This window comes from Saccharothrix sp. ALI-22-I (assembly GCF_001984175.1).
In the GTDB taxonomy this organism is placed as follows: Bacteria; Actinomycetota; Actinomycetes; order Mycobacteriales; family Pseudonocardiaceae; genus Actinosynnema.
Window position 1 is genome coordinate 719,750 of the sequence record NZ_MTQP01000067.1, and the last position, 16,015, is coordinate 735,764.

At 70.0% G+C, this 16,015-nt stretch carries 14 protein-coding genes; 6 read left to right on the top strand and 8 right to left on the bottom strand.

Translation table 11 applies throughout. The features are described 5' to 3' along the window. The first annotated feature begins 2 nt into the window (after positions 1 to 2). From ALI22I_RS35855 to ALI22I_RS35865, 3 genes are all read left to right on the top strand, one after another. Entirely contained in the window at positions 3 to 377 is a 375-nt protein-coding gene (locus tag ALI22I_RS35855; RefSeq protein WP_077009958.1) for a YbaB/EbfC family nucleoid-associated protein, read from the top strand. Further along, on the top strand, positions 374 to 940 hold the full coding sequence (locus ALI22I_RS35860) for a YbaB/EbfC family nucleoid-associated protein (RefSeq protein WP_077009959.1): 567 nt from the start codon (positions 374 to 376) through the stop codon (positions 938 to 940). Before ALI22I_RS35855 ends, ALI22I_RS35860 begins: the two co-directional genes overlap by 4 nt. A 65-nt stretch (positions 941 to 1,005) precedes the next feature. Beyond that, positions 1,006 to 2,217 (top strand): primosomal protein, encoded by a 1,212-nt coding sequence (locus tag ALI22I_RS35865; RefSeq protein WP_077009960.1) that lies wholly within the window; start codon positions 1,006 to 1,008, stop codon positions 2,215 to 2,217. A gap of 79 nt (positions 2,218 to 2,296) precedes the next feature. Here ALI22I_RS35865 and ALI22I_RS35870 read toward each other — a convergent pair whose 3' ends face one another. Then, positions 2,297 to 3,361: an adenosine deaminase gene (locus ALI22I_RS35870; protein ID WP_077009961.1), complete on the bottom strand. Its 1,065-nt coding sequence runs from the start codon at positions 3,359 to 3,361 to the stop codon at positions 2,297 to 2,299. Positions 3,362 to 3,773: 412 nt separating this feature from the next. Between ALI22I_RS35870 and ALI22I_RS35875 the strand changes: the two genes are divergently transcribed. Continuing rightward, complete coding sequence (locus ALI22I_RS35875) at positions 3,774 to 4,967, top strand: hypothetical protein (protein WP_077010178.1); 1,194 nt, start codon at positions 3,774 to 3,776, stop codon at positions 4,965 to 4,967. Positions 4,968 to 5,240: 273 nt separating this feature from the next. On the opposite strand, the gene ALI22I_RS35880 is transcribed toward ALI22I_RS35875, so the two are convergent. From ALI22I_RS35880 to ALI22I_RS35905, 6 genes are all read right to left on the bottom strand, one after another. After that, on the bottom strand, positions 5,241 to 6,515 hold the full coding sequence (locus ALI22I_RS35880) for a thymidine phosphorylase (RefSeq protein ID WP_077009962.1): 1,275 nt from the start codon (positions 6,513 to 6,515) through the stop codon (positions 5,241 to 5,243). After that, entirely contained in the window at positions 6,512 to 6,907 is a 396-nt protein-coding gene (locus ALI22I_RS35885; protein WP_077009963.1) for a cytidine deaminase, read from the bottom strand. Before ALI22I_RS35885 ends, ALI22I_RS35880 begins: the two co-directional genes overlap by 4 nt. Beyond that, positions 6,900 to 8,165 (bottom strand): ABC transporter permease, encoded by a 1,266-nt coding sequence (locus ALI22I_RS35890; protein WP_077009964.1) that lies wholly within the window; start codon positions 8,163 to 8,165, stop codon positions 6,900 to 6,902. Before ALI22I_RS35890 ends, ALI22I_RS35885 begins: the two co-directional genes overlap by 8 nt. Further along, on the bottom strand, positions 8,162 to 9,232 hold the full coding sequence (locus ALI22I_RS35895; protein WP_077009965.1) for an ABC transporter permease: 1,071 nt from the start codon (positions 9,230 to 9,232) through the stop codon (positions 8,162 to 8,164). Before ALI22I_RS35895 ends, ALI22I_RS35890 begins: the two co-directional genes overlap by 4 nt. After that, a complete protein-coding gene (locus tag ALI22I_RS35900; RefSeq protein ID WP_077009966.1) occupies positions 9,232 to 10,818 on the bottom strand; it encodes an ABC transporter ATP-binding protein in 1,587 nt (528 codons plus the stop codon). Before ALI22I_RS35900 ends, ALI22I_RS35895 begins: the two co-directional genes overlap by 1 nt. A gap of 97 nt (positions 10,819 to 10,915) precedes the next feature. Next, complete coding sequence (locus ALI22I_RS35905; RefSeq protein ID WP_077009967.1) at positions 10,916 to 12,046, bottom strand: BMP family lipoprotein; 1,131 nt, start codon at positions 12,044 to 12,046, stop codon at positions 10,916 to 10,918. A 371-nt stretch (positions 12,047 to 12,417) separates the two neighbouring features. Here ALI22I_RS35905 and ALI22I_RS35910 point away from each other — a divergent pair, with 371 nt between their 5' ends. Further along, entirely contained in the window at positions 12,418 to 12,939 is a 522-nt protein-coding gene (locus tag ALI22I_RS35910; protein ID WP_083752242.1) for a YbaB/EbfC family nucleoid-associated protein, read from the top strand. 17 nt (positions 12,940 to 12,956) lie between these two features. After that, positions 12,957 to 14,627, top strand: coding sequence for a hypothetical protein (locus ALI22I_RS35915; RefSeq protein ID WP_077009968.1), 1,671 nt, complete (start codon positions 12,957 to 12,959; stop codon positions 14,625 to 14,627). Between the two features lie 378 nt (positions 14,628 to 15,005). Here the strand turns inward: ALI22I_RS35915 and ALI22I_RS51470 are convergent, their stop codons facing one another. Further along, positions 15,006 to 15,230, bottom strand: coding sequence for a hypothetical protein (locus ALI22I_RS51470; RefSeq protein WP_179118472.1), 225 nt, complete (start codon positions 15,228 to 15,230; stop codon positions 15,006 to 15,008). Positions 15,231 to 16,015 lie beyond the last annotated feature (785 nt).

Below are 16,015 nucleotides of genomic sequence, written 5' to 3' on the forward strand. Positions count from 1 at the left end.
GCGTGGACGAGACGCAGCGGGCGGCCCAACGGGTCGCGGACACCGAGCGGCAGGTTTCCGAGCACGTGGCGCGCACCGGACCGGTGCTCGGCCGGGCGTCGTCCCCGGACGGCGCGGTCACGGTCGTCGCCGTGCCCGGCGGCCCGCCGCAGGAGGTGCGGATCGCGCCGGCGGCGTTGAACATGGGGCCGAGGGCGTTGGCGGACGAGATCCTGCGCGTGTCGGCACGCGCCGCCCGTGACGCATCCTCGCGGATGCACCGGACGCTGGAGCGCGTGGCCGATCCGGCGGCGGTGCGGGCGTTGAGCGAGATCGGCTTCGAACGCGGTCCGGACGACGACGACTTCGACGGCTCGTACCTGAGGGGTTCGCGGTGACGCAGGAACAACGACTCGCGGCGGCCGAGGGCCTGACCGAGGTGCTGGCCCGCACGACCGGCGCGGCCGAGCACCCCACCGGTCTGGCCCGCGCCACCGCGACCGCCACGGGTGAGCTGAAGGCGCTCGACCTGCACCCCAACGCGTTGGCGCAGGGCCCGGACGTGGTCGGCAGGCTGGTCGTGGAGACGGCGCGGCTGGCGACGGACGCGGCCGTGCAGAAGAGCTACAACGAGCTGGCGAAGTCGTTGGGCGACAGCATGGCCATGGCGGTGGAGGCGTTCGCCGGCCCGCCGCCCCTCAAGACCGCACCGGCGGTCGAGCCCTTCGCGGGCCCAGCGCGGCCCACGGCGGCTCCGGTCGCGCACCGGCAGTCCGGCGAGCAGGCTTGGGCCGATGGGGAGCGGTCCGGAGGGCAGCCGCGGACCGCCACGCCGCCCGCCGGACCGCCGCCGCCACCGTGGGCCGGGCAGCGACCGAACCGACCCGCACCACGCCCGGAACCACAGGAAACGGACGACGACGACTACTTCGCCGACCCTTTCCGTGGTCAACGGCAGTAGTGCCTGATCGACCCCGTAGTCTTGCCCCCGCATCGCAAAGGGGCATGGCGTGACCGGGAGGTCGGATGGCACAGGACATCGTCCCGATCGAGCTGGGGCTCACTCAGGGTGATGTGGTCACCCTGTGGGCTCCGCGCTGGCGGGAAGAGGGCGAGGAGTGGGAGGCATTCCTCGGCCACGAGGAGGACCTGTACGCCTTCCCGGATGCCGCGCACCTGGCGGCGTTCGTGCGCAAGGCCGAAGAGCACGACCTGACCGACCACCCGGCGTGGCACGTGGTGCCGGCGCTGTCGGTCGGTGAGCTGTCGCCCGACGACAACCACCAGTTCGACCTGGTCGGTGTGCCGGAGCTGGTCGCCGAGGAGCCCGACACCTGGGTCATCGGCGAGCTGGCCGACGTGGTGTCGATCGTGCGGTCGCTGGCGGACGTGTGCGACCTGGAGAAGGTGCACGAGATCCTGGACTCGGCGGAGGGCTTCGCGCTGCTGCCGCAGGGCACGCTGCCGTTCACCGGCCGCGAGGGCCAGGCGCTGTGGACCGAGATCTCCGAGGTCGTCGCCGAGAAGTGGGACGAGGTGCTGGACGCGATCGACGAGGTCGTGACCACGCCGGAGGTCGACGAGACCGCGCTGAAGGCGGCGCAGGACGAGTTGGCCGCGTTCGAGGAGGCCAACGCACTCGCGGCGGACGCCAGGGCCGAGTCCGACGAGGACGACGACGAGGAGCCGGTCGGGTTCTGGGGCGAGGTCGGCATCGACCCGATCAAGATCATCAGTGGCGCGGGCGAGTACTACACGCTGCGCTGCTACCTGGACGACCAGCCGGTGTTCCTCGGCCGCAAGGGCAAGATCGACGTGTTCGGCTCGCCGCGCGCGTTGGCCCGGTTCATCGTCGAGGCCGACGACAACGACCTGGCCGAGGTGTCGACCTGGGGCGAGCTGGTCACCAAGGCGACCGGCGGTGACCTGGAGGTCCAGGTCGACCCGGACAACGTCTACGTGCTCACCGGCCTGGACGAGGACATCGCCGACGGCCCGGACGGGGTGGACCCGACGCAGCTGGACCTGGTGGTGGAGCTGCTGGAGGACGCGGGCGAGTGGGCCCACGACGACACCGTGAAGGTGGCGCTCAACCAGTCCGAGCGGCTGGGGTGGCTGGTGTCGTACGTGCTCAAGCCCGACCCCACCCGCCTGGCGCCCAGCCCGCCGTTCGACGACGAGCAGGTGGCGTGGCGGAACCTGGTGGCGGCGTTCGAGGACCGGCTCAAGGTCCACTAGCCGTCCGGTGAAATCGAGTCGGTGAAACGTCGAAGGTCGCGGGCCCCGGTCGGAGCCCGCGACCTTCGCGTTGTGAGGCCTACTTCTGGAGTGCGGCGTACGCGGGCTCGATCACGTCCTGGATCAGGGCGCGGCGCTCGTCGTGCGAGATGAACGCGGCCTTGGCGGCGTTGACGGTGAACTTGCGCAGGTCGTCCCAGCCGAAGCCGAAGTGCTCGACCACGGTGGCGAACTCGCCGGTCATCGACACCTGGCTCATCAGCCGGTTGTCGGTGTTGACGGTGACCCGGAAGCCCAGGTCGGCCATCCGCTTGATCGGGTGCTCGGCCAGCGACGCCACCGCGCCGGTGTGCACGTTCGACGTCGGGCACATCTCCAGCGCGATGCGCCGGTCCCGCACGTACGCGGCGAGCTGCCCGACCTCGTTGCCCTTGATGTCCTCGGCCAGCCGCACGCCGTGGCCCAGCCGCTCGGCGCCCGCGAGCTGCACGGCCTCCCAGGCCGACTCGGCGCCCGCCGCTTCGGCGGCGTGGATGGTGAAGTGCGCGTTCTGCTGCCGCAGGTACTCGAACGCGGACAGCTCCTTGCTGGGCGGGAACCCGGCCTCGGGGCCCGCGATGTCGAAGCCGACCACGCCCGCCTCCCGGTAGCGGACCACCAGGTCCGCGATGCGCTGCCAGCCGTCGTTCTGGCGCATCGCGCACAGCAGCGTGCCGACCTTGATGCGGCCGTCGGACGCGGCCTCACCCTGGCGGAAGCCCTCCTGCACCGCCTCGATGGCCTGCTCCATGGTCAGGCCCTTGTCGGTGAACAGCTCGGGGGCGTAGCGGATCTCGGCGTAGACCACGCCGTCGGCGGCGAGGTCCTGCACGGCTTCGGAGGCGACGCGCACCAGCGCGGCCTCGTCCTGCATGACGCCGCAGGTGTGCGCGAAGCCTTCGAGGTAGCGGACCAGCGAGCCGGAGTTGGCGTTGTCGCGGAACCACGCGCCGAGCGCGACGGGGTCCGTCGTGGGCAGGCCCTGGTGGCCGCAGGCTTCGGCGAGTTCGATCACCGTCTGAGGGCGGAGGCCACCGTCGAGGTGGTCGTGCAGCAACACCTTGGGCGCGCTGCGGAGGGCCTCCTGGTTAAGCGGGGTCGGCATGGGCGTCACCGTATACCGGTGACACGCCGTGTCGGTCCGTGCGCGAATGATCTTGTTCGGGTATGATCACCTCCGAGTTACCTGGCGTGTCCGGAACCACTCTCTTGGGTGCGGCTTTCGCCGTTGTGCAGTCGTGATGCAGAACTTTCCGCTACCGGCAACCGGGCTTTAGTCACTCACACGGCGGATGCTTACCAGGCGCAGTCATAGGCGCGCTGGGGGTTACGTTGGGGTAGGGTCGGCCGGTGTCACTCCAACGGAGTACACGCAAGGCCGATACAGGCGGTCCCCTCCGGGGGGTGCTACTGCCCGCCGCTCCAACCTGGTTAGGCTCCCGGAGGTCTCCCCTCCCCTGGACGAAGGCACCCGAGCCGTGAACGAGAACAACAACTCCACGATGTCCTTCGATCGGATGCGCAACATGCTCACGCGCGCCGCGGAGATCCGTGAGAGCGAGCAGCAGCAGATCTTCGACGCACTGGACGAGATCCACGCGCGGATGTCCCCGCTCGAGTCGCTGGGTTCGGTTCGCAAGCGCCTGTCCGAGCTGCCCGACCGGACCGAGGTCAGCGTGCTGGCCGAGCGGCTGGACGAGGCGCTGTCCAGGCTGGAGGCGCAGGACAACGCGGTCCAGGGCATCGGGCGGGCCGTCGAAGGCCTGGTCGACAAGCTGGCCAAGCCGTTCGCGCAGCTCGACGGTCGGCTCGACGGGGTGGCGGGCCGGTTCGAGGGCGTCGCCGGGCGGATGGACGGGCTGGAGGACAAGCTCTCCCACATCCACAAGCGGCTCGACGACCTCGACGGTCACCTGGACAAGCAGGACGGCAAGGTCGAGCAGGTGCCGGGCGCGGTGACGGGGCCGCTGCGCGAGCGCATCGAGGCGTTGGAGGCCGCGCTGCGCGGTCGCCTGGACGAGGTGGACGAGGGCGTCCACGAGCACCTGGACGGCACGCGTGAGGCGTTGCAGCGTTCGGTGACGGACTCGACCAACAACCTGCACGGCAGGCTGGACGAGACCCGCGACAACCTCAACAGCACGCGGGACGGGCTGCACTCGTCGCTCACCGAGACCCGCGACTCGCTCGCCGCGTCGTTGGCGGACACCCGCAGCACGATGAACGGAAAGCTGGACGAGGCCCGCGAGGCGCTGCACGCGGCGCTGGACGAGACCCGCGACCAGGTCGACGCGACCGACCGCTTGGAGGCGCTGGCGCAGCGCCTGGAGCAGGTCACCTCCCGCCTCGACACCATGACCACGCGCCTGGACTCGGTGGAGGACGACTTCGCGGCCCGCCTCGGCGAGCTGTCCGGCGTGGTGGAGCAGGGCATCGCCAAGGTCGAGGGCACCCTGGCCACGAGGCCCGACACCGAGTCGCTCACCGGCCTGGTGCGCAAGAGCAACCAGGAGTCCGAGCAGCGCATCGGCGGCCAGCTGGACGAGGCCATGGCCACCTTCGCCGAACTCATCCTCGGCGGCGGCTCCCCCACCCCGCCCCCGCCCCCCACCGCACTCCCCCGGCCGCAGCGCCGGACCCGGAAGAACGGCCCGAAGCCGAGCGACAACCGCAACGTGGACGACGAAGACCTGGCCGCCGAAGGCGCCTGATCACGTACGCCACACGTACACCGAAAGGCCCGGCCCGCTTCCCGCGGACCGGGCCTTTTCGCGCTTCACGAGTCATCCCCGGGCGGTCGTCGAATCCGCCGGCCACACCTCGCCGAACTCGATGACCGCCCGATCCCAAGGTATTCGACCGGCAGGTTCGCGCTGCCCCACCGGCACGTTCGCGATGTGCCCACGCATGCTTCGCAGCCGTCCCCGCCAGGGGACCCCTGTTTTTATTCTGCCGGCAGGGTCTGACAATTCCGGTGGGAGAGCTCAGCCTCGGATGGTCTCGATGACCAGGGGGCCGCGGGTCGGCGGGGCTTCGCCTACCGCGTAGCCGCCGGCCAGGGTGTCGAGGGCGGAGGGGATGGCGTCCGGGGTGTCGGTGTAGAGCTCCAGCAACGGCTGGCCCTTGGTCACCTGGTCGCCGGGCTTGGCCAGGCACAGGATTCCGGCGCCGGCCTGTACCGGGTCTTCCTTGCGGGCACGGCCGGCGCCCAGGCGCCATGCCGCTACACCTACCGCGTAGGCGTCCAGCTCGGTCAGGTAGCCGTCCTCGGGAGCGGTGACGACGTGTTTGTGCCGGCCCACCGGGAGAGGAGCGTCCGGGTCACCGCCCTGGGCACGGATCATCCGCGCCCACGTCTCGTACGCCTCACCGGACGCCAAGACCGCCGCAGGGGAAGCGGAGATGCCGGCACGGGACAGCATTTCCTCCGCCAGCGCCACCGTCAGCTCCACCACGTCCGCCGGTCCGCCACCGCGCAGGACCTCGACCGACTCGGCGACCTCGACCGCGTTGCCGACCGCCCGCCCCAACGGCACGGACATGTCCGTCAACAGCGCACTGATCTTCAGGCCGTGGTCCACGCCGATCGACACCAGAGCCTCCGCCAGATCCCTGGCCTGCTCCAGCGACTTCATGAACGCCCCGGAGCCGACCTTCACGTCCATCACCAGCGTCTCGGCGCCCTCGGCGATCTTCTTCGACATGATCGACGACGCGATCAACGGGATGGCCTCGACGGTCGCCGTCACGTCGCGCAACGCGTACAGCTTCTTGTCCGCCGGCGCCAGACCGGAGGTGGCCGCGCAGATCACCGCCCCGACGGACCGCAACTGCGACGTCACCTCGTCCACCGACAGCTGCGCCCGCCACCCCGGGATGGACTCCAGCTTGTCCAGCGTCCCCCCGGTGTGCCCGAGCCCGCGCCCGGACAACTGGGGCACCGCCGCACCGCAAGCCGCCACCAGCGGGGCCAACGGGAGGGTGATCTTGTCGCCCACCCCGCCCGTCGAGTGCTTGTCCACGGTGGGCCGGCCGACGTCCAGCGTCAGCTGTTCACCGGAGAGCACCATGGCCCGCGTCCACCGAGCCGTCTCGGCGGAGTCCATGCCGTTCAGAAAGATCGCCATGGCCAACGCCGACATCTGCTCGTCGGCCACCACCCCGTGGGTGTAGGCGTCGACCACCCAGTCGATCTGGGAATCCGACAGCCGGAAACCGTCGCGCTTGGCCCGGATCACGTCCACAGCGGTATGGCTCACGGCAGGTCCTCCGGCCCGAAAGCGTCGGGCAGCACCGAGGTCATCGGTCGCACCCCGGCGGGCGTGTCGATCAGGCACGCCCCACCGCCCAACTCGTAGATCACCTGACGGCAGCGCCCGCACGGCATCAGCAGCTCACCCGTACCGCTCCGGCACGCCAGCGCGACCAGCTTCCCGCCACCGGTCAGGAAGAACTGACCGGCCAACGTGCACTCGGCGCACAGCCCGACGCCGTAGGCGGCGTTCTCGACGTTGCACCCGACCACGATCCGCCCGTCGTCGCACACCGCCGCCGCACCCACCCGCAACCCGGAGTACGGGCAGTAGGCGGCCTGAGCCGCTTCGACCGCCTTGGCACGCAGCAGCTCCCAGTCGACCACGACATCAACCACGGCGGTACACCACGCCATCCGCCGCGGGCATGCGCAATCGTTGGGACGCGACCGCGAGCACGATCAACGTCACCAGGTGCGGCGCGTACGTGGTCAGCTCGCTCGGCACCTCGTCCACCGAGTAGTACACCGCGTACAGAAGACCGGCGGCCACGATCCCGAACGCGGCGGCGAACCAGCGACGGCGAACCAGCTGCCAGATCACGATCACGGCCAGCAGCAGCACCGCGCCGTAGATCAGGGCCAGGAACGTCTTGCCACCGGACCGCAGCTGCAACCCGTCGGCGTACCCGAACAGGGCCGCGCCGCCCAGCAGCCCACCGGGCCGCCAGTTGCCGAAGATCATCGCGGCCAGACCGATGAACCCGCGCCCGTTGGTCTGCCCCTCCAGGTAACCGGGCTGACCGGGGTTGAGCACCAGCGCGGCGCCGCCGATACCGGCCAGCGCGCCGGAGGAGATCACCGCGACGTACTTGTACAGGTAGACGTTGACGCCCAGCGACTCCGCGGCCACCGGGTTCTCGCCGCACGACCGCAGCCGCAACCCGAACCGGGTCCGCCACAGCACCAGGTAGCTGCCGATCACCAGCAGGATGGCCAGCATCGTCAACGGCGACACCCCGGTGACCAGGCCGCGCAGGATGCCGGCGACGTCGGACAGGCCGACCCGCTGCTGCGCCTCCAACTCGCCGAGCCACTCCGACAGCCCGCCGGCGGAGTACGTGTCGAACTTCGGCACCGCGGGCGACTCGCGCGGGTTGTTCGACAGCGGGAAGAAGATCAACGTGGACAGGTACTTGGTGACCCCGGCCCCGAGCAGGTTGATCGCCACACCGGACACGATGTGGTTCACGCCGAACGTCACGGTCGCGATCGCGTGCAGCAACCCGCCCAGCGCGCCGAACACGGCGGCCGAGACGAGCGCCGCCCACGGGCCCCACTGGTACCCGGCCCACGCCGCGCCCCACGTGCCCATGATCATCATGCCTTCGAGGCCGATGTTCACCACGCCCGCGCGTTCCGCCCACAGGCCGCCCAACGCGGCCAGCAGGATCGGCAACGCCAGCCGCACCGCGGTCTGGATGGTGCCGGTGGACGTCAGCTGCGGCACACCGGTCAGGTACGACGTGGTGGACAACAGCACCACCGCGCCGGCCACACCGAGCGCGCCGACGGCCCACCCCGGAATCCGACGCGTCTTGCGCGGAGGCGGAACCGCCAGCGGAGCCTCGGCGGGATTCATCAACGAAGTACTCATGCCGCATCCACCGTCCCGAGCTGCCGGCCGACCTGCCGCTGTTGCGCGGCCAGTTCGAACCGGCGGACCACCTCGTACGCGACGACGACCGACAGCACGATCGCCCCCTGCATGATCGTCACGATTTCCCGCGGCACGCCCACGTTGTCCAACGCGAGGCCCGACTTGTCCAGGAACGCCCACAACAACGCGCCGAACGCGATACCGCCCGGGTGGTTGCGACCCAACAACGCGATCGCGATCCCGGAGAACCCGATACCGGCCGGGAAGTTCAGGTTGTAGGTGTGGTCACGGCCCAGGATCTCGGGCATCGACACCAGACCGGCGATGCCACCGGAGAGCAGCATCGCGATCAGCACCATCTTCTTGGCGTTCACGCCACCCGCGGCGGCGGCCGTGGCCGATTCGCCGGACGCGCGCAGTTCGAAGCCGAACCGGGTGCGGTTCATCATCACCCAGTAGCCGATACCCAGCAGCGCCGCCAGGAACACCAGGCCGAACACCGTGCCGGACGAGCCGAACGAAATGCCGGGCACCCAGCCGCTGTGCGGGATCTCCGGGGTGCGGATGTTGTTGCCGCGCAGCTCGCCGAACACGTCCGCGCCGATCAGGTAGGCCGCGAGCCCGAGCGCCAGGCCGTTCATCATGATCGTCGAGATGACCTCGTTGACGCCGCGGGTCACCTTCAGGATCGCCGGGATCGCCGCCCACAGGGCGCCCGCGACCGCGGCCGTCAGGATGATCACCAGGGCGTGCAGGCCGGGCGGCAGCACGATGGAGCCGCCGACCACGGCCGCGACGACCGCCGCGACCCGGTACTGGCCCTCGACGCCGATGTTGAACAGGTTCATCTGGAACCCGATCGCCACCGCGAGCGCCGCGATGTAGTACGTGCCGGTGCTGTTGATGATGTCGACCGCGGTGGTGCCCTGACCGACCTGCCCCAACATCACCCCGAACGCCCGCAGCGGGTTCGCGCCGGACACCACCAGGGCGATACCGCACAGCAGGGCGGAGAACAGGATCGCCAGCACGGGCGGCAGCAGTTTGCCGCGCAAGATTCCCATTACTCGCCTTCCGATTCCGACGCCTGGTCCGAGGCCTTCGAGGCGCCCGGGGCGTGCTCGGCGACGGCGGCGCTCGTGGCGCCCGCGCCGGTCATGGCACTGCCGAGGTCTTCCGGGGTGACCGTGGCCGGGTCGGCGTCCGCGACCAGCCGACCGCGCAGCATCACCCGGATGGTGTCGGACAGGCCGATCAGCTCGTCCAGGTCCGCCGAGATCAGCAGCACGGCCAGGCCGCGGGCGCGGGCGTTCTTGATCTCGTCCCAGATCAACGCCTGCGCGCCGACGTCCACGCCGCGGGTCGGGTGCGACGCGATGAGCAGCACCGGGTCACCGGACAGCTCCCGGCCCACCACGAGTTTCTGCTGGTTGCCGCCGGACAGCGCGACGGCGGCCACGTCGATGCCCGGCGTGCGCACGTCGAACTCCTCGACGATGCGCGTCGTGTCCTTCTTCGCGCCCGCGAGGTCCAGCCACTGGCCCTTCGACACCGGGCGGCGGGTCTGGTAGCCGAGGATGCGGTTGGCCCACAGCGGCTGTTCGAGCAGCAGGCCCTGGCGGTGCCGGTCCTCGGGGATGTAGCCGATGCCCGCCTCGCGCCGCGCCAACGTGCCCAGCTTGGTGAGGTCCCGGTCGGCGAGCAGCACGCGACCGTGGTGCGCCTTGCGGATGCCCATGATGGCCTCGACCAGCTCGGTCTGGCCGTTGCCCTCGACGCCCGCGATGCCGACGATCTCGCCCGCCCGCACCACCAGGTCGATGTCGTCGAGCACCGGTCGGGTGCCTTCGGCCGCGACCAGGCCCAGGTTCTCCACCTTCAGCACCACGCGGTCGGTGACGGTGGACTCGCGGGTCTCCGGGCTGGGCAGCTCGCTGCCGACCATCATCTCGGCCAACTGGCGCGAGCTGACCGCCTTGGGGTCCGCGGTGCCGACCGTGGTGCCGCGGCGGATGATCGTGACGGCGTCCGCGATCGCGCGCACCTCGTCGAGCTTGTGCGAGATGAACAGGAAGGTGAAGCCCTGCTCCTGCATCCCGCGCAGGGTGGTGAACAGCTCGTCCACCTCTTGGGGCACGAGCACCGCGGTCGGCTCGTCCAGGATGATCACCTTGGCGCCGCGGTAGAGGACCTTGAGGATCTCGACGCGCTGCCGGTCGGCCACGCCGAGGCGTTCGACCAGCACACCGGGGTCGACGGTCAGGCCGGTGGCCTGCGCCAGCTCCAGGATGCGCTTGCGCGCCTTGCCGCCGATGCCGTGCAGCGACTCCGCGCCGAGCACGACGTTCTCCTGCACGGTCAGGTTGTCGGCGAGCATGAAGTGCTGGTGCACCATGCCGATGCCGGCCTTGATCGCGTCGGCCGGGGTGCGGAACCGGACCTGCTTGCCCGCCACCTCGATGGTGCCCTCGTCGGGCTGCTGCATCCCGTACAGGATCTTCATCAGGGTGGACTTGCCCGCGCCGTTCTCACCGCACAGCGCGTGCACTTCGCCGACCTGGACGCTGAGGTGCACGTCGCTGTTGGCGACGACACCCGGGAAGCGCTTGGTGATGCCCGACAGGACGACGGCAGGGGTGGTAGTGCTCATGGAAGCTCCGTCTGATCTCCGGCTGCGCCGGGGCTAACCACGCACTGGGCCCCGCGAGGGTGCTCGCAGGGCCCAGTGCGCCGGAGGCCGGATAGGACTACGGCTTGTCGGTGACCTTGATCTTGCCCTCGATGATCTGGGCCTTGTAGCCCTCGAGGACGCTCTTCAGGCTGTCGTCGATCTTGCCGCCCGAGGTGGCGTAGCCGACACCGTCCACGGACAGGTCGAACACCTTCGGCAGGCTGGCCAGGTCGTTCTTGGCGACGGCCTTCACGAAGTCGTACACCGCCACGTCCACGCGCTTGAGCATGGACGAGACGATGACGTCCTTCGACTCCTCGACCGTCTTCTGCAGGTACTGGTCGGAGTCGACGCCGATGGCCTTCACGCCGGCCGTCTTCGCGGCGGAGAACACGCCCTTACCCGAGGCGCCCGCGGCGTGGTAGAGCACGTCCGCGCCGGACTCGATCTGGCCGGTCGCGGCCTCCTGGCCCTTGGTCGGGTCCTGGAAACCGGTGAAGTCGCCCGCCGGGGTCAGGTACTTCTTCTCGATCTTGATGTCCGGGGCGGCCGTCTTGGCGCCCTGGGCGAAGCCCGCGTCGAACTTCTGGATCAGCGGGATCTCCACGCCGCCGACGAAGCCGACGTGGCAGGCCTTGGACTGGTAGGCGGCGATGACGCCGGCCAGGAAGGAGCCCTGCTCCTCGGCGAAGACCAGCGGCGTCACGTTCGCCGCGCCCTCGACCGCACCGTCGACGATGGCGAACTTGACGTTCGGGAACTCGGGCGCGACGACCGCCAGCGACTCGGCGTAGGCGAAGCCGACACCGATGATCGGGTTGAAGCCCTCGCCCGCGAGCTGGCGCAGCCGGGTGAGCTTCGCGTCCTCCGGCTCGTTCGGGGCGGCGGTCAGCTCCTTCAGGTTCTCCGGCTTGATGCCCAGGTCGCTCTTGGCCTTGTCGAGGCCCGCCGCGGCGGAGTCGTTGAACGACGCGTCGCCACGACCGCCGATGTCGTAGGCCAGGCCGACCTTGAGGGCACTGCCGTCGACCTTCTCGTCCGACGCGGTGGTGCTGGAGGTCGCGGCGGCGGCCGCCGGCTTGTCAGCCAGCTTGCAGCCCCCGGCGGTGTTGGTCGATCCGGGGCTGGTGGGCCCGGTGTCCTTGGCACAGGCGGCCATCGACAGAACGCTGGTCAGCGCGATCGCGCCTACCGCGAGGCCACGCATTCGACGACGCACGGCTCGTCTCCCTCCTGCTCATCTAGGAGCAGACAAATCCCGACGACAGGCGTCAGGGCTTCCGAGTGGCGAACCGTACCCCGTAGTAATGACACCCGCGCACGTACCGGTCCGCCGTGACCTAATCGTTGGTGCCATCGGGCGACTCCGCCACTCGTAGTGATCCACTGATCTCGCGCTGTCGTAGTCGGTTACCCGCCGTCAATACGTGAACCGGGTGACGTGGCCGTTTCGGGAATGCGACATCAAAGGATTCGGATGCCCGCAGGCTCTACCCGTTGGTGAGGCGTTGGGCCGGCGTTGGCGGCGTCCGTTGCACTCCAGCCTGCACCGGTATCCATCCCAGGAGGTTGAGACCTTTGGACCCCCAGCAGTGGCTCGACAACTTCGAGGCCAAGCTGGCCGATCTCCAGAAGAAGTCGGCCGACCTCCAGGAGAACTTCGAGAACTCCCAGGCCACGGCATCCAGCCCGGACGGAGCGGTGACCATCACGGTCGGCCCCAACGGCGGACTGCTGAACATCCAGCTCGGCCACCGCGCCACCGAACTCGGCTCCGCCCGCCTCACCGCCCTGATCATGCAGACGGCCAAGGTCGCGCAGAAGCAGGCCGCGCAGAAGGTGATGGCCGCGTTCGAGCCGCTCGGTGAGGGCACCGACGCCATGCGGATGGTCAGCGACGCCATCCCGGACGACGAGCAGTCCGACGACGAGCAGCCCGACGACGGCGGCCGCGCCTACGCGGAGTACTACACCGAACCCGTGCCGGAACCCGTCCGCCCCGCCGTGCCGCAGCCGAGCACGCAGATGCAGATGCCGTCGCGGCCGGTGCGCGGTAAGCGTCCGGGCGACGACGAGGACGACGAAAACCAGCCCTGGTGACGAGGAGAGCCTGAGCGATGACCGCCCCCGATACCCCGATCTCCTCGCCTCCGGGCATGGAGATCACCGAGAAGAACAAGTTCAAGGGCTCCATGTTCATCTCGGCCTGGGACGAGATGATCACCACGATCGGCAAGGACGCGGAGACCGAGACCGAGAAGGCGCTGGACATCACGTTCGCCGCCATCGGCACGGCGTCGTCCATGGCGATGCTCGCGGTCGACCCGTTCGGCACGATCCTCGGCGCGGGCATCGGCTGGCTCATCGAGCACGTGTCGTTCCTCAAGGAACCGCTCGACCAGCTGATGGGCGACCCGGACGAGATCGAAGCCAACGTCGAGGCGACCAAGGCGCAGGCCGCCGAGCTGCGGGTGCTGGCCGAGGACCACCGGCGTGGCCTGGTCACGTTCGACGGGTGGAGCGGCGCGTCGTCCGAGGCGTTCAAGGTCAACATGGACTCGCTGGGCCAGGAGCTGGACTCGCTGGCCAACGCGGTCGAGCAGAAGGCCAAGATCGTCGCCATCTGCGGTGTGCTGGTGTCGGTGCTGCGCGACATCGTGCGCGACCTGATCGCCCAGCTGCTCGGCTCCCTGCTGGCGGGCGCCCTGATCGCCGCCGCGAGTGCGTTCATCACCTTCGGCGCCTCGGTCGTGGCGTACATCGGCTTCGCGACCGGCAAGGCCGTGGCGCTGGGCGTGAACATCTCGTCCCGGATCGCCCGGCTGACCGCCGCCCTGGCCCGGCAGATGGGCCGGATCAAGAACCTGGACGAGATCACCGAGAAGGTCGGCAAAGGCTGGAACCGGTTCGAGAACGTCGCCGACGTGGCCGAGGTCGGCTACGAGTCGTGGAAGGCGCAGAAGGGCGTCGACCGCAAGATCGACGAGGCGCTGGCCACCGACGCGCAGAACGACAAGGTCACCGACGCCAACAGCAAGGCCAAGGAAGCCAACGAGAAGTACACCCAGGCCAAGGAGGCCGAGACCAAGGCCTCCGAGGAAGCCGCCAAGGCCAACGAGGGGCTGAACGCGGCCTCCCAGAAGGCGAGCGACGCCAACGACCGGGCCAGCGCGTTCGCCAAGGAGGCCGAAGCCGCCGCCGCGCGTGGCGACCAGGCCGGGTTCGACGCCGCGAACGCCAAGTTCGAGGCGGCCAAGGTGGACGCGGACGCGGCGCGTGCCGAGGCGGCGCGCGCGGCCGAGAAGGTTGCCGACGAGAGCCGGGACGTCGCCGACGCGGCGAAGTCCAGCAACGACGCGTTGAACGCGACGAAGCCGTCCGACGAGGCCTCGAAGGCCGCGTACGACGAGTACAAGCGCAACAACCCGGGCACGGACGACCCGGCGCGCACCTCCGCCGAGAACGACATGTCGTCGAAGAACGACGCGGCCAAGCAGGCGAACGCCCAGTACGAGCAGGCGAACGTTGACTTCACGGCGGCCAACGCGGCGGCGGCCGAGGCCAACGCCAAGGCGTTCGCGTCCGGCAGCGATGCCGACATCAAGGCGGCCGAGGAGGCTTCGCGCAAGGCGGAGCAGGCCGGTTCGACCGTCGAGAAGGCGGCGGACGACGCGAAGTCGGCGGGTGAGGCGGCGAAGTCGAGCTACGACTCGTTCCAGTCGCAGTACTCGAAGGAGAGCTCGTCGAACACGCAGTCCGGCAGCTCCAACAGCTCCGTCCAGGTCTAGTAGAGGTCCGGAGAAACCAGACATGGCACGCGGTGGTGGCTCAGACGCAAACCCGACTCCCACAGGCAACCCGTCTTCACCACCACCGCCCTCCGCGTCGCCGCCGCCACCGTCACCGGGTGGGCCGACGGGCAACTCCGGGTTCGGCATGAACGAGTCGTCCATGCAGGGGTTGCAGAGCAAGGCGGGCGACTTCCAGTCCCGGCTGGCGGCGATCTCGTCCGGGCTGCAGGGGTTGAAGCTGGCGCCCAACGCGTTGGGTCCCATCGGGATCGCCGCCGTGCCGGCGTTGAACAACTCCAACGACGAGTCCGTGAAACAGGCGAACAACGCCTCCACCGCGATGGGCAACGTGCAGTCGGGGCTGAAGGCCACGGTTCAGACGCACGTGCAGAACGACCAGTTCAGCCGTGACCAGTTCCAGAAGATCGACCCGAACTCCAACGCCCAGCGGCCGCCCGGGTCGCCCGGCAGCGGTCCGATCGGGTCCAAGGGGCCCGGTGGGCCTTCCGTCGCTCCGGTCAACAACATCGCCGGGGGTACCGGGCCGAATCCGTCCGGTGGGCCCAAGGGTCCCGGCGGGCCTTCGGTCGCGCCGATCAAGAACACTCCCGGGGGTACCGGGGCCAATCCGTCCGGTGGGCCCAAGAGTCCTGGCGGGCCTTCGGTCGCGCCGGTCAAGAACCTTCCAGGGGGTACCGGGCCCAACACGCCTGGTGGGTCGAAGGGGCCGGGTGGGCCTTCCGTCACGCCGGTCGGCAACATTCCGGGTGGTACCGGACCCAACACGTCCGGTGGCACGCGTGGTTCCGGTGGGCCTTCGGTCGCGCCGATCACGGGTGTCCCCGGTGCCGGCGGCTCCAACAGGCCGGGCGGCACTTCTGGTACGGGTGGGCCCTCGGTCAGCCCGATCAAGAACGTGCCCGGTGCTACCGGGCCTAGTGCGCCTGGTGGTTCCAAGGGGCCTGGCGGTCCGTCGATCGCGCCGATCACCGGTCTCCCCGGTGCTCCCGGGACCAGCACTCCGGGTGGGTCACGCGGTACCGGTGGGCCTTCGGCCAGCCCGGTCACGGGTGTTCCCGGCTCCCCTGGTGGCGCGCGCGGCGGCGGTGTGCCCGGCGGTGGGGTGCCTGGTGCTGGGGTGCCTGGCGCTCCGAGCGGCAGCGGTTCGTCGGTCAAGGGCGGCACCCCGCCGGGTGCGGGCCCGGTGACCGGTGTCTCCACGCCTCCGGGCGGGAGCACGGCGTCGTCCCGTTCCATCTCGGGTGCGCTGTCCGGTGGCGCGGGTGCCACGCCGCCCCCGATGGCGGGCGGCAGCCCGATGGCTCCCGGTGCACCGGGTGCTCCGGGCGCCGGGGGTGGGTCGGACCGTTCGAGCAAGTTCACCG

Coding starts and splice junctions, on each gene's coding strand:
- ALI22I_RS35865 (WP_077009960.1), top strand. CDS start 1,006: ATGGCACAGGACATCGTCCCGATCGAGCTGGGGCTCACTCAGGGTGAT.
- ALI22I_RS35870 (WP_077009961.1), bottom strand. CDS start 3,361: ATGCCGACCCCGCTTAACCAGGAGGCCCTCCGCAGCGCGCCCAAGGTG.
- ALI22I_RS35875 (WP_077010178.1), top strand. CDS start 3,774: ATGCGCAACATGCTCACGCGCGCCGCGGAGATCCGTGAGAGCGAGCAG.
- ALI22I_RS35890 (WP_077009964.1), bottom strand. CDS start 8,165: ATGAGTACTTCGTTGATGAATCCCGCCGAGGCTCCGCTGGCGGTTCCG.
- ALI22I_RS35895 (WP_077009965.1), bottom strand. CDS start 9,232: ATGGGAATCTTGCGCGGCAAACTGCTGCCGCCCGTGCTGGCGATCCTG.
- ALI22I_RS35900 (WP_077009966.1), bottom strand. CDS start 10,818: ATGAGCACTACCACCCCTGCCGTCGTCCTGTCGGGCATCACCAAGCGC.
- ALI22I_RS35905 (WP_077009967.1), bottom strand. CDS start 12,046: ATGCGTGGCCTCGCGGTAGGCGCGATCGCGCTGACCAGCGTTCTGTCG.
- ALI22I_RS35915 (WP_077009968.1), top strand. CDS start 12,957: ATGACCGCCCCCGATACCCCGATCTCCTCGCCTCCGGGCATGGAGATC.